Raw genomic sequence first — 12841 nt, 5'->3', positions numbered from 1 at the left:
GAACATGAAACGAATTAACACGAGCATAAAAGCGGCAAGCAAAATCGCCGCAAACTCGCTAATCGTTTTTACATGTATCTTTCTTGCAACCTGCACAAGTCTGGGCGTAATCTACCGCGCGCAAGGATCTTTAACAGATTTTAATTGGCTAAATGCGCTGATTTTTGTAATCGCATTTTGCGCATATTACGCAATTTTGAGGGTTCTTATTTATTTTGGCAAAAACGGAGTTATGCCAAAAATCGTAAGATTTATGCGCGCAGAATCATCGCCAGAAAAATCAAAAACAAAATCAAAAACAAAACAATCACAGCCAAAACAATCACAGCCAAAACAATCACAGCCAAAAATCGCAACAACCCTACGCGCCGCATTTTTTAACGTAAAACACGCCCTAAAGTGGTGTTTTTACCACTCAACCTGCCGCAAACGAAACATTTTTCTAACGCTGATTATCGGCTGGCTATGGGCGCCCGTAACGCTGCTCGCCGCATACGGAGCCGACATTTGCTCGCAAATCCGCGAATACAGCTGGGCGTGGAATCAAGTAACTGGCCTAAAACAGCCATACATTGGCTTCTTTAGCTTTGTTCCAGCAGACATTTACCCTACGGCGCACTACCTTTGGCCCGCAAAACCAACGTACTTAAGCGACCAACACAACATTGTTTTAACGCTCATTTACGGCGCTACAGCCGCAATATCGCGCTATTTTACAGAGTCGAACGACGCAGGAATCGTGTTTCTTGCAGTTATGCAATTTGTGCTCGCGGCATTTTGTTGCGCTGCAACAGCAAACCGATTCTTAAACACGCCGTGGGCTAGTGCTAAAACAGGCGAATCGCAAGCTGGACATGCGCCATGTGCAACAGCATCAATCCAAACAACACCAATCGCCCTGCGCGCTGCCGTAATAATCACATTTTTATTCAGCCCACTCGTAGTATTTTCAACTATTTCGCTTACAAAATCGCCGCTGTTTGCGTTTGCATTTGTGTGGTGGTTTGGAATAATGTACGAGCTTAATTGCCTGGAATTCAAGCAAAAACCCGCCGCACACACAATCGTCGAGTTGATAATCAGCGTGTGCATTATGCTGATTGCTGCAAAATACGCGTGGTACATTCTTGCGATTCAATTTGTGTTGATGATTATATCTAGCAGAAAACGTTGGAAAATATGGGTTTTATGCATTCTGCTACCAACAATTCTTATACACGGCGCAATTATGCTTGCCATTTCTAGCGGCGCGATTATAAATGGTGATCCAATCGAAAGCCGCGGAGTGCAACTTCAGCAAATCGCCAGAATCGCAAAGCTAGACCCCAAAAGCATACCGCATGCAGCAAAGCGCGCAATATCGCCAATTTTCAATCTTAGTCAAACTGCAGAAGCGTACACTCCTCAAGACGCGGACCCTGTAAAATCTTCTGGCTTGCAATCTAAAAAAGTGAGCTACCGTTGGCGTTATATTACAAAAGACGACATGAAAAAGTTTAACCACGCATGGTTGCTTATGATTACACACAGCCCGATTGTTGCAACGGATGCGCTGCTAGCAAAGTCGTACGGCTACTTCGACATTCTAGACGTGCCTTATGTTGGCCCCGAATACTACGTAAACACCGAGAATATAAAGAATTCTGAGTGGATTCGCTACTGGCTGCCCGAGTGGCGTGGCGCTGTATCGAGCAGCGCGGAAGCGTGGAGCAATACGCCGATTCTTGGGTGGATTATTCACGGAAACTTGTATGTTGTTGCAACGCTGCTGATTGGCGTTGCCGAAATAGCATTGCGCAGGTGGAAAACGCTGGTTTTGCACGCGCCTCTTGCGCTTTTGATGGGCGTAATGGTGTTGGCTCCAGCAAACAATTTTGAGCGACACATGCTGCCTATTGCGTTTGTGTCCTTCTTTACGGTTCTAATGTTTGTAAGGGATAGCGTTTGCATCTCATGCCGTAATACGTGCGATAACAGATGCAGTAACACATGCCGTCAAAGTGATAAAATAAATTGCGATTTGGTGCATGATAGTACGCGCGACAAGACGCATGTTAGTTCGCACAAGGATTCGCACAAGAATTGAGGGAGTGAATGGACGAAAACGCTGACTTTCTTACAATTCTTACAGGCGTAAAGCCAGATGACGAACGCAGCGAAGCATGCGAATCTGCCGAAGAATCTAGCGCACAAGGTTTTACGCCAAGTTTTACGCCAAGCTTTACGCCAATGCCATGCGCTCCAAAAAGCGAAGATGCACTCGGAATTTTTGACATTCGAGACGGCAAAATTTTTGACGCGGCAACACGCTTGCGATTGCACGCGCTAATCGGAACGTGCCTTATGAACGGCATTGCAGACAGCCGCGTAAGCGCGCTAATGCACCTATTGCAATGGCAAGAAAATACGCGATTTGTGGCGATTGCAGGCACGTATAAAACGGAATCGAACTCAAACGACGACAACCCAAATCCAACACCGCAAAACGCGGGCGCACATGCGGCGCAAAACAACACAGACTCTTTAAGACGCGCAATATGGACGCAACTCGGCGCATGCGGAGCATACGATGCGATAGTTGACAGCGTGCAGCTAGACGCCATTAGCGCGCGTGCAAAAACGTGGAAAATCGGCGGAAAATCGCAAGAAAGCGTCGACGCGAGCAAACGCAAAGATGCAGCGCCTTCGCACATAATCATTCTTGCGCTAAGAGAAAACCCAAATCCAACAGCATTAAACAAGATGTGCGAAGTGTTTGCAAAGTCGGGAAAACCCGTTTGCATAAGCGAAGTTGTAGTCGGCGCGCAAAAAATATGCAAAGAAATCACAGCAACACTTGCAGCGCTTGCCGTTGCGCCGTCTGTAACACATTTGCCGCAAATAATCCGCTGCGACGACGTTCTTCCAGAGCGCGCACTTATAGGCGATGAAACCGCCGTAGAAACCTTATACACTAAGGTGTATCAAAGCTTGGCGCCGTACAACCCAGACGACCCGACTTTGCAAACAGTCGACGCTTTCTTGCGATTTGGCGGCGCGCTGGATCAAACTTCGCACAATCTTAACGTGCATCCAAACACAATACGATACCGCTTGCGCAAAGTTGCGCAAACAACAGGATGGGACGCCACTGACCCTAGAGAGGCGTACGTTTTACAAACTGCGATTACGATTGGGCGAATCCGCGATTCTGCGCTCTAAAGCATTGACGTATTTTGTTGAGATTTTCGGCGCGCCATGCAATACACTCAGCAAATACTTACATGATTGCTTTCCTCGCTTGGTATTGCGCGAGGTTTGAGTATTTCTCTCCTCGCAGGCGCGACGACCTGCCTGAGCGCTCAAAGCGTAGCGCGCGAAGGCAATTTGGTGCGCTGAGCAGCTCAAGGCAGAAGCACTGCTTCTGCGCTGCGAAGACGTGAGCGCGGCTAATCCGCGCGAGCGAAACTCCTTTACGGATATCTTGTGAACGTTAATATTCTAGTGTTTTAGTATGGCGCTATTTATTGCTCGTATAGAAATACATCAAACCTTCTGAATGTCTAGAACAATTGCGTAGCGTTTATCACCGAGATTCTCGATTTTCCTTCTTCATTCGATGAATCACCATCGGAGGACTGCGAATCGACTTGCATGAGCGCTTAAAGCGTAGCGCGCGAATGCACTTCGATTCGCTGAGCCGCTCAAACGTAAAGTCCAGTGGACTTTACGTGCGGCGAAGGCGCGAGCGCGCTTAGACCGCGCGAGCGAAACATCTCATTCAGTGCGAAAAATCTCGAATCTCTACCTTGCTTGGTGACGCTGTTTGAAAAGAATATAAAAAACAAAAGCGCTGAAAACAATGCATTCTATAAAAGAACACACTATTTTCAGCGCTAAAAAATTACTCAGCTATGCTTGGCTAAAATCACGCAGCAATGCTTGCAATATCCACTGGAACGCCAGGAGCCATTGTAGAGGTAATCGTTACCTTAGTGATGTAACGACCCTTGATGGTTGTAGGCTTCAAGCGGCGAATCTCATCGGCAACAGCCTTGAAGTTCTCTTCAAGAGCCTTATCGTCGAAGGAAAGCTTGCCAAACAGGAAGGAAAGATTGCCCTGACGATCAACGCGGAACTCAATCTTACCACCCTTAATATCGGCAACAGCCTTTGCAACATCCATTGTAACGGTGCCAGTCTTAGGATTTGGCATCAAGCTACGAGGACCAAGCACACGACCAAGGCGACCAACCTTGCCCATCATGTCTGGGGTTGCAACAACGGCATCGAAGTCAAGGAAGCCACCGGCAACCTTCTCGATAAGCTCGTCATCACCAACAATGTCTGCGCCAGCTTCTTGAGCCTCAGTAGCCTTTGGGCCACGAGCAAACACCAAAACCTTAGCGGTTTTACCAGTGCCATTAGGCAAGTTCACAACGCCACGAACCAACTGATCCGCCTTGCGAGGATCCACATTAAGGCGCATAACAGCCTCAGCAGACTCGTCAAAAGCGTACTTTGGCATGCTCTTAAGCAAAGCAATAGCCTCAGCTGGGGTGTAAAGGTTGTTGCGGTCGATCTTCTCAGCCGCTTCACGATACTTCTTAGAACGCTTCACCATTTTTTCCACTCACTTTCAGTCGGTAACGGTAATACCCATCGAGCGAGCAGTGCCCGCGATAATCTTCATACCAGCTTCAACATCTCGTGCAGAAAGATCTGGCATCTTGATTTCGGCGATTTCGCGCACCTGAGCCTTGGTTACAGAACCAACCTTGTGGGTCAATGGGTTCTCGGTGCCCTTAGGAATGCCAGCAGCCTTAAGCAACAAAGCAGCAGCTGGTGGAGTCTTAAGAATAAATGTAAAGGAACGATCTTCGTAAACAGTAATTTCTACTGGAACGATCTGACCCATCTTGTCCTTCGTCTGGTCGTTATAGGCCTTGCAGAAGTCCATGATGTTTACGCCGTGGGAGCCTAATGCAGGACCCAGTGGTGGGGCTGGATTTGCTTTACCAGCCTGAATCTCGAGCTTAATAAGCGCAGAGACTTTCTTTTTTGGAGCCATAATATGGTTCTTCTTTCTTTTGAAGCGGTTAAATCGGCGCCCTAAAACGTTGATATTAAGCCGTTTTAAGGATCCTCCCGCAACTTATATTGCTGTGCTGTGCTAGCGGATTACTCCTCCAGTCACAAGCTTTCCTATTATGCCACTTTGCCGCGACGATTTGGTGACACAAGATGTAGTGTGATTGTACTGAATTTTGGTGTTTTTGTCGTTAGCGCGGTCTAAGCGCGCTAACGTCTTCGCTTGCGTTGAAAGCACACTGTGCTTTCAACCTTAAGCAAGCTCAGCGCTCCGAATTGCTTTTTCGCGCTACGCTTTAAGCGAAAAAGCAGGTCGAAGCGAAAAGCGGCAAGGAATTCGTGATAACCACAAAAACCTTGCCGCATTCAAAACGCATCCGCGACTAATGCGCTAGCAAATCGCTAACTAGCAAATCACGCTAGCAACCAGCCGCATGCGTTAACAAAGTTAACAAAAGAGCCTAGAACTACTTAAGTTCAACAGTTGCGCCGGCTTCTTCAAGAGCAGCCTTAGCCTTGTCGGCATCTTCCTTCTTAGCCTTCTCGAGGACTGGCTTTGGAGCATTGTCAACAATGTCCTTAGCTTCCTTCAAGCCGAGGCCAGTCAAAGCCTTAACAGCCTTGATGACGGCAACCTTCTGAGCGCCTGCAGAAGCGAGGACAACGTCAAACTCGTCCTTCTCTTCCTCAGCAGCGCCAGCGGCAGCGGCTGGAGCAGCAGCAACAGCAGCTACAGGAGCAGCAGCCTCAACATCGAACTTCTCTTCAAAGGCCTTGACGAACTCAGAAAGCTCGACGAGGGTCATTTCACCGAAAGCTTCAAGAAGCTCTTCGCTAGTGAGCTTAGCCATAATGGCTTCCTTTCTTACTTGGCCAGACACACCTTGTGCCTTAGAGCCATAACATTTTTATTATTTTTTGGTCTCATGCAGCAAGCTGCAAGGGAATCAAGCGGCCTTTTCCTGCTTCTCGCGCAAAGCGTCGATAGTACGCACTGCCTTGGTTGGCAAAGCGTTGAACAGGTAGGCGGCCTTGGACATGGTGCCCTTGAGCGCGCCAGCCATCTCGGAAAGCAATTCTGGGCGAGACTTGAGGTCTGCCAGCTGCTTGGCGCCTTCGGCATCGTAAACGGTTCCATCTGCGAAACCGCCCTTAATGACGAGGGTCTTATTCTCTTTGGCAAAATCACGCAAGGTCTTAGCAGCCTCAATGAAATCGCCCTTTACAAAGGTGATTGCAGTTGGGCCAGCAAGAAGCTCATCAAGACCTTCAATGCCCGCTTCCTTAGCGGCAATGCGAGCAAGCGTATTCTTAGCCACAGAGTAGGAAGTATCGCGGCCTAGCTTTTCGCGCAGAGAAGAAATCTGCGGAACTGTAAGCCCGCGGTACTCGGTAAGGTAGACAGCGTCGGCGTTACGGAACAAATCCGTAAGCTCTGCAACTACCGCTTCCTTTTCGGGCCTCTTCATGGCGTTCCTTCCTAAATTGGCCGCTGGAATGGAAATAACATATCAAAAAAGCCCTGCGCACGGCAGAGCATCCAAAAAACACATAGTGTTAAAAAGTTTGTGAAAAATCGCAAATCAACTGCAACAATCACTGCTCAACCTGTGCTGGCATGACACATCATTTTCAGGAATCTTGCGACTCCACCAACGGTCTGTGGTTTACGTTGGGCAAGTTTAATACCCACGCGCGACAATGTCAATATTTTTTCGCAAACTTTATAATTTATTTTTATTTAGGATTATTTAAGAGCGCACTCAACACGCGCGGTTGCTGGCGACTTATCCCAAACTAACGCGGAAAAATCGCAAGCAGCCGTACGCATCAAATACGCTCTTAAAATAATTAATTAAATTAATATCTAACTAATATCTAACTTAACTAATATCTAACTAACAGATTTACAAAACTGCGTTAGCAACAAAGTCAAGAATGAACAAAAGCGAAACAATCCAAAGCATTGGATGAACGTCTTTAGCACGCTTCTTGCAAGTCATAACTAAGCAGTACATGATGAATCCAGCGGCAATGCCGTAAGAAATCGAGTAAGAGAACGCCATAAACACGGCAGCGAAGAACGCAGGAATTGCTTCGGAAATATCGTCCCAAGCAATCTCCTTTAGCGAGCTTGCCATCATGCAGCCTACAACTACAAGCACGCCAGCCGTAGCAGCTGCAGGAACAGCGCTAGCCAAAGGCGCAAGAACAATCGAAAGCGCAAAGCACACGGAAACAACTACAGAAGTCAAACCAGTGCGGCCACCAGCACCAATACCAGCAGCAGACTCAACGTAAGTAGTTGTGTTAGAAGTACCGCAAATTGCGCCAACCGAAGTTGCAATCGAATCAGCAAACAGCGCGCGATCCATCTTGGAGCTAAAGCCAGAGCCGTTTTCCAAAGCCTTCTCATCTGCCTCCGAGAAAATGCCAGTTCTGCGGCCGGTACCAATAAACGTTCCCAAAGTGTCGAAAGTATCCGACATAGAGAAGGCGAAAATAGTTACCAAAACAAGCGGAATGCGTGCTGGATTAGAGAAGAGAGCAGGGAAACCTTGCGGGCCAAAAATAGCACCAAAGGTGGTTGGAAGCTGGGCAAAAGCATCCGTAACAGAAACGGCATTATTTAGCGAAGTTAAGCCAAGCGGAATACCAATCAAAGATGTTGCAATAATCGTAATAAGCAAGCTTGCGCGAACCTTAAGAACAGTAAGAACAATAGCCAAAACAAGTCCAATAAGGAATAGCCACAAAATAGGATTATTAATAACAGCAAGGCCTGGAATAGCAGCGGTTGGCTTACTCTTAGCAGCGGCAGCAGGATCCTTGGAGGTAAAGGTGATTAAGCCAACGCTCATAATGCCAACGTATGCAACGAATAAACCAATGCCACCACCAATCGCATGTTGCAACGAAGTTGGGATGGCACGAATAATCATCTTACGAATCTTGGTAACGGTAATAATAATGTTAATTAAACCGCACAAGAACACCATACACATGGCTTCTTGCCACGTAAAATGCAAGCCAAAGCACACTGTGTATGTGAAGAATGCGTTAAGACCCATGCCAGCAGCTTGAGCGTAAGGCACGTTAGCAAACAAGCCCATAACGAGTGTGCCAATAATTGCTGCGATGATTGTAGCGAGGAAAACGCCACCCTTAGGCATGCCAGTTTGGCTTAAAATCATTGGGTTTACAACAATAATGTACGACATTGCAAAGAATGTAGTGAGACCTGCAGTGATCTCCGTTGATACATTCGTGCCGTTTTCTTTGAGATGGAAGAACTTTTCCATAAACTCTCTGTTCCTTGGTTTTACAGCGCAAAAGACCATAAAAAGCGTGGCGATAGCACTTGAGCAATCGCGGACGCAATTACATTTGGGCATTCACGCAGAGGTTACTGCGACTCGCTCGGCGCGCAAAGCACAAGCCGAATAAACACTCTAGAAAACTCGCGAGAATTAGAAACGACTTATAGAACTTTGAACAACCGAACAGGTTCGACCTTACGCGCACGTGCTGACCAAAGAAAAATCGCGCAAAAATTATGCAAAAATCGCCTAAAAATCGCGCAAAAAACACACAGAAATCGCTGCAAAAATCACCCAAATCGGCCAGAAATGTAGCGCTCCGCCTCCGCATTGCGCGGATTGTTGAACATAGTGGTTGTATCTGCAAAATACTCAAGATGCCCTGGTTTTCCAACCGCCTTAAGGTTAAAGAACGCAGTGTAGTCGGCAACGCGCGCCGCCTGCTGCATGTTATGCGTTACAATCACAATCGTGTAATCGCGCTTAAGCTCGTTAATCAAATCTTCTACAGCAAGAGTAGAGATAGGGTCAAGAGCAGAGCAAGGCTCGTCCATAAGAAGCACTTGCGGATGCACAGCCACGGCTCGCGCAATACAAAGTCGTTGCTGCTGACCGCCAGAAAGCCCGATTCCTGGCTTATCGAGTCTATCTTTAACCTCGTTCCACAAATTCGCGCCACGCAAAGCCCACTCAACTAGGTCGTCGGCGTCTTGCTTTGAAATATGGCGATTGTTTAAGCGAACTCCTGCAAGAACGTTTTCTCGAATAGACATTGTTGGGAAAGGATTTGGGCGCTGGAACACCATTCCAACATCTCGGCGAACGGCCACAGGATCCACATCTTTGCCATACAAATCGCGGCCTTCAAGCAACACCTGACCTTCTACGCGAGCGCCTGGAGTAATCTCGTGCATGCGGTCTAGAGTGCGCAAAACCGTTGATTTTCCGCATCCCGAAGGCCCAATAAAAGCCGTAACCTTGTTTGGCTCAATGCTTATGTTAACGTCTTCTACTGCTAGAAAATCACCATAGTAAATGTTCAAATGCTTAACATCAATGCGCTGACCCATTTGCGCCTCACTTTCTAAAATCCTTCGTCTTACTTTGCTTTACTTTGATTTACCTTGATTCACTTCGCTTTATTTCGCCTTTACTGAGAACACGCGCGCTACAACTCGCCCAATAATATTCAGCAGCAAAACAACCACAATCAAAGCAAGCGCCGCCGCCCACGCACGCTCCATCGGAATCGTAGTAACGCACGAAGATGGCGCGTTAGCTGGGCAATTCGCCGAAAGCTTGGAATATTCCTGGTAAACGTACACTGGCAAAGTAGTCATTTGCCCGTCAAAAAGATTGAAATTCGTGGATGCAATAAACCCAGCTGCCATTAAAAGCGGAGCCGTCTCTCCAACCACGCGCGCAACCGCAAGAATACAGCCAGAAACAATGCCAGGCAACGCGGTTCGCAACACGATTTTTGTAATCATGCGCTGCTTTGTAACGCCTAGAGCAAGCGCCGCTTCACGCAGATCGTTCGGCACAATTTTTAACATTTCTTGACACGACTTAACAACAGTTGGCAGCATAAGCAGCGAAAGCGCAACCGACCCTTCAAAACCGTTGATTGTTCCAGGGCCTACAAAAATCGTAAAACTAGAAAACGCAAACAAGCCAGCCACAATCGAAGGGATTCCGCTCATAACGTCTACAACAAGATTAATCACCCTAGCTAAGCGGCTGCCTCGCGCGTACTCAATCAAATACACGGAGCACATAATTCCAATCGGAATCGAAATTGCCATTGCGCCAAGCGTAATCTCCAAAGTTCCAATAATGGCGTGCAAAATACCACCGTAGCCGCCCGTACCAGTAGCAGCGCCACCAACAACATAAGTCATATTATGCGTTAAAAAGTCAAGGTTTAATCGCTTAATGCCGTTTACAATAGTCGTAAAAAGCAAAGAAAGAAGCGGAATTAGCGCAACTACAAAAGACAAAAAGATTAGCACGCGCATAAACAAGTCTTTTCGCTTGCGACTTGCGATTCTAGAGCGCGTTGGGCGAAACTTGTTAAAGTCAATTTTTGGAGATTCGCTGCTTGCGCTAACAGTCTGATCAGAGCCAGCAGCGCCAACTTGTAACGATTGCGAATTTTGCATCATGCACTCGCCTTTCCCGTGATTTTGCGCGCAATAAGGTTTACAGCGAATGAAATAACAAACAGCACCAAGCCTGTAGCAATAAGCGCACTAACACCCAATCCGTTTGCTTCTGGGTATTGCGCTGCTATGTTTGCTGCAATCGTTTGGTTTTGCGAAGCTTGCAAAATATTGAATTTAAAGGTGAATCCTGGAGACAAAATCATAAGAACTGCCATTGTTTCGCCCAAAGCGCGACCAAGACCAAGCATAGATGCGGAAACAATTCCCGACTTTGCAAACGGCAAAACCGCTAGCTTTATCATCTCCCACTTTGTTGCACCAAGCGCGAGCGCGCCTTCTTGTTGCAATCGCGGCGCTTGCTGGAAAATGTCTCGCGCCATAGAGGTTATAATCGGCAAAATCATAACTGCCAGAACAATGCTAACGGTTGCAGCACTACGAGAAGGGCTTGCAGCAGGGCCTGCAAAAAGCGGAATCCAGCCAAAGATGTGAGAGATAAACTTCCAGAACGGGTATATTGATGGCACTAGCACCAATCCGCCCCAAAGACCGTAGATTACGGACGGAATCGCAGCAAGCAAGTCGACTACACCACTTAAAAGCGGCACCATTTTTGGCGGAGCATAGTGGCTTATAAACAGCGCGATTCCAATCGAAACAAAGAAAGCAAGGAGCAGAGCGAGCGCAGACATAAGAACAGTTCCAAAAACCATTGGCGCTACGTAGCCTAGAAAATCGTGCGCTTTGCCGCCAGTAAAGTCCAAAAATACTTGACTTACTTGGTTTTTGTTTGCGCCTATAATAGGCCACGCTTGAAACAGCAGGAACAATGCAACAGCTGTAAGCACCATTAAAATCAGCAATCCGCAAGCAAGAGCTACGCTTTTGAACAAGCGGTCTGCAAAACCACCTGCAAAACCACCTGCAAAATGGCCACTTTTGTGCGCATCTTTACTGATTTCAGTTCTTTGTTTAGAACTCACTCATGCTCCTTTTGTAGTCATTATATAAATGCTATCAGCAGCAATATATTGACTACTATATTAACTACTCTAAAATCTTTGCAAAATGCTATTTTTACTTGCCTATCGACTGAATCGACTTGTTAATCCTTCCCATAAGCTTTTCTGGCAAAGGCGCAGTTCCAGCAGCATCTTGAGACGCAGCCTGGCCATCTTTGCTAGTAACGTAGCTAAGCCAAGACTTTGCAAATCGTGCAGTTGCAGCATCTTTGTAAGCACCGCACACAATATCGTAAGAAACTAGCACAATCGGATAAGCGCCTTTTTCTTCCGTTTTGTGGTTTATTTTAACAACAACGCGGTGCTTTGATTTTGCTGCAGCATCTTCATCAACCTTTGAATCGTTAATGGTTATAGAGCCACCTTCTGGGCTAATCTGGTTGTAAGAATCTCCCACTTTTACTGCCACAGTTCCAAGCTTTCCAACTTGCGAAAAGTCCGCGTATCCAATTGCTCCGTCTGCCATGCGAATTGTGGAAACAACGCCAGACGTGCCTTTTGCGCCCTGACCTACGCTATTTGGCCAATTTTCGCTAAGATCGTAAGCCCAATCGCTTGGCGCAACGTCTTTTATGTAGCTTAAGAAGTTCTGCGTTGTGCCAGACTTATCAGACCTGTGAACAACTGTAATCGGCTTATCTGGTAGCTTTAGCTTTGGATTTTGCGATTTAATAGCATCGTCATTCCAACGCGTAATCTTGCCGTCGAAGATTTTTGCGATTGTAGAAGCGTCCATATTTATGTGTTTTCCAGCATCCGAAACGCCCTTTAGATTAAAGATTACTGCGATTGGAGAAACATATACTGGAACATCGAAAGCCGTAGTGCCATTTGCGCAAACCGACTTTGACTTTTCTAACTCGTCGTCGCTTAACGATTTATCGGATCCAGCCCAAGCTGTGGCTCCCGTCATAAACGTTGTAACTCCTGCACCCGAGCCAGTTGGATTATATGCGATTTTTGCGCCAGGATTTTTGGATTGGAATCCTGCAATCCACGCTTCTACAGCAACCTGCTGGGAAGACGCACCCGAGCCTTGGAAGTTTCCTACGATTTTTGCGCTAGTATTTGCAGACGATTGCGAACTGCTTGCAGGAATATTATCTCCGCAAGCCGCAAAGCTCACTAAAGTTGCGGACGCTAACAATCCTGCTGCAATCGCGCGCATATTCCACTTTGTGTTAGACTTTATTGATTGATTTTCTACTGCATTATTTACTGCATTTTTACGCATATTCTTCATTTCCTTTCAAGAAGAATTGCC

Annotated in this window: 11 protein-coding genes; 2 read left to right on the top strand and 9 right to left on the bottom strand. The window is 46.8% G+C overall.

The genetic code is table 11. The features are described from left to right. The first annotated feature begins 4 nt into the window (after positions 1 to 4). Together HXT30_RS00505 and HXT30_RS00500 are read left to right on the top strand one after the other, a co-directional pair. On the top strand, positions 5 to 2086 hold the full coding sequence (locus HXT30_RS00505; protein WP_422111584.1) for a DUF6020 family protein: 2082 nt from the start codon (positions 5 to 7) through the stop codon (positions 2084 to 2086). A gap of 8 nt (positions 2087 to 2094) precedes the next feature. Further along, positions 2095 to 3201, top strand: coding sequence for a helix-turn-helix domain-containing protein (locus tag HXT30_RS00500; RefSeq protein WP_422111583.1), 1107 nt, complete (start codon positions 2095 to 2097; stop codon positions 3199 to 3201). A 706-nt stretch (positions 3202 to 3907) separates the two neighbouring features. On the opposite strand, the gene rplA is transcribed toward HXT30_RS00500, so the two are convergent. The 9 genes from rplA to pstS all read right to left on the bottom strand — a co-directional run bounded on the left by rplA (position 3908) and on the right by pstS (position 12811). Further along, positions 3908 to 4603 (bottom strand): 50S ribosomal protein L1, encoded by a 696-nt coding sequence (gene rplA, locus HXT30_RS00495; RefSeq protein ID WP_115794021.1) that lies wholly within the window; start codon positions 4601 to 4603, stop codon positions 3908 to 3910. Positions 4604 to 4618: 15 nt separating this feature from the next. Further along, positions 4619 to 5050, bottom strand: coding sequence for a 50S ribosomal protein L11 (rplK, locus tag HXT30_RS00490; protein ID WP_004112010.1), 432 nt, complete (start codon positions 5048 to 5050; stop codon positions 4619 to 4621). A 487-nt stretch (positions 5051 to 5537) separates the two neighbouring features. After that, positions 5538 to 5921 carry a 50S ribosomal protein L7/L12 gene (gene rplL / locus HXT30_RS00485; protein ID WP_004112006.1) on the bottom strand — a complete coding sequence of 128 codons (384 nt, stop codon included), beginning with the start codon at positions 5919 to 5921 and terminating at the stop codon, positions 5538 to 5540. Between the two features lie 96 nt (positions 5922 to 6017). After that, positions 6018 to 6539, bottom strand: a complete 522-nt coding sequence (gene rplJ, locus HXT30_RS00480; RefSeq protein WP_004112001.1) for a 50S ribosomal protein L10 — start codon at positions 6537 to 6539, stop codon at positions 6018 to 6020. Positions 6540 to 6977: 438 nt separating this feature from the next. Further along, the gene (locus HXT30_RS00475) at positions 6978 to 8372 is read right to left on the bottom strand and encodes an NCS2 family permease (protein WP_248898950.1); all 1395 of its coding nucleotides are present in this window, start codon (positions 8370 to 8372) and stop codon (positions 6978 to 6980) included. A gap of 308 nt (positions 8373 to 8680) precedes the next feature. Further along, on the bottom strand, positions 8681 to 9460 hold the full coding sequence (gene pstB, locus HXT30_RS00470) for a phosphate ABC transporter ATP-binding protein PstB (protein ID WP_004131665.1): 780 nt from the start codon (positions 9458 to 9460) through the stop codon (positions 8681 to 8683). Positions 9461 to 9529: 69 nt separating this feature from the next. Then, on the bottom strand, positions 9530 to 10555 hold the full coding sequence (gene pstA, locus HXT30_RS00465; RefSeq protein ID WP_421778632.1) for a phosphate ABC transporter permease PstA: 1026 nt from the start codon (positions 10553 to 10555) through the stop codon (positions 9530 to 9532). Continuing rightward, positions 10552 to 11538, bottom strand: a complete 987-nt coding sequence (gene pstC, locus HXT30_RS00460; protein WP_116438184.1) for a phosphate ABC transporter permease subunit PstC — start codon at positions 11536 to 11538, stop codon at positions 10552 to 10554. The genes pstA and pstC overlap by 4 nt, the downstream gene beginning before the upstream one ends. 94 nt (positions 11539 to 11632) lie before the next feature. Next, on the bottom strand, positions 11633 to 12811 hold the full coding sequence (pstS, locus tag HXT30_RS00455; RefSeq protein ID WP_422111582.1) for a phosphate ABC transporter substrate-binding protein PstS: 1179 nt from the start codon (positions 12809 to 12811) through the stop codon (positions 11633 to 11635). Positions 12812 to 12841: the final 30 nt, after the last annotated feature.

It is taken from the genome of Gardnerella sp. DNF00571G (genome assembly GCF_049262695.1).
Taxonomy (GTDB): domain Bacteria; phylum Actinomycetota; class Actinomycetes; order Actinomycetales; family Bifidobacteriaceae; genus Bifidobacterium; species Bifidobacterium piotii.
The sequence above is the reverse complement of the archived record's forward strand: the minus strand, read 5'-3'. Positions and strand labels throughout refer to the sequence as shown.

Bases quoted from the DNA above. Each gene is read 5' to 3' on its own strand.
- rplA (WP_115794021.1), bottom strand. From the start codon at position 4,603: ATGGTGAAGCGTTCTAAGAAGTATCGTGAAGCGGCTGAGAAGATCGAC.
- rplL (WP_004112006.1), bottom strand. From the start codon at position 5,921: ATGGCTAAGCTCACTAGCGAAGAGCTTCTTGAAGCTTTCGGTGAAATG.
- HXT30_RS00475 (WP_248898950.1), bottom strand. From the start codon at position 8,372: ATGGAAAAGTTCTTCCATCTCAAAGAAAACGGCACGAATGTATCAACG.
- rplJ (WP_004112001.1), bottom strand. From the start codon at position 6,539: ATGAAGAGGCCCGAAAAGGAAGCGGTAGTTGCAGAGCTTACGGATTTG.
- HXT30_RS00500 (WP_422111583.1), top strand. From the start codon at position 2,095: ATGGACGAAAACGCTGACTTTCTTACAATTCTTACAGGCGTAAAGCCA.
- HXT30_RS00505 (WP_422111584.1), top strand. From the start codon at position 5: ATGAAACGAATTAACACGAGCATAAAAGCGGCAAGCAAAATCGCCGCA.
- rplK (WP_004112010.1), bottom strand. From the start codon at position 5,050: ATGGCTCCAAAAAAGAAAGTCTCTGCGCTTATTAAGCTCGAGATTCAG.
- pstS (WP_422111582.1), bottom strand. From the start codon at position 12,811: ATGCGTAAAAATGCAGTAAATAATGCAGTAGAAAATCAATCAATAAAG.
- pstA (WP_421778632.1), bottom strand. From the start codon at position 10,555: ATGATGCAAAATTCGCAATCGTTACAAGTTGGCGCTGCTGGCTCTGAT.
- pstB (WP_004131665.1), bottom strand. From the start codon at position 9,460: ATGGGTCAGCGCATTGATGTTAAGCATTTGAACATTTACTATGGTGAT.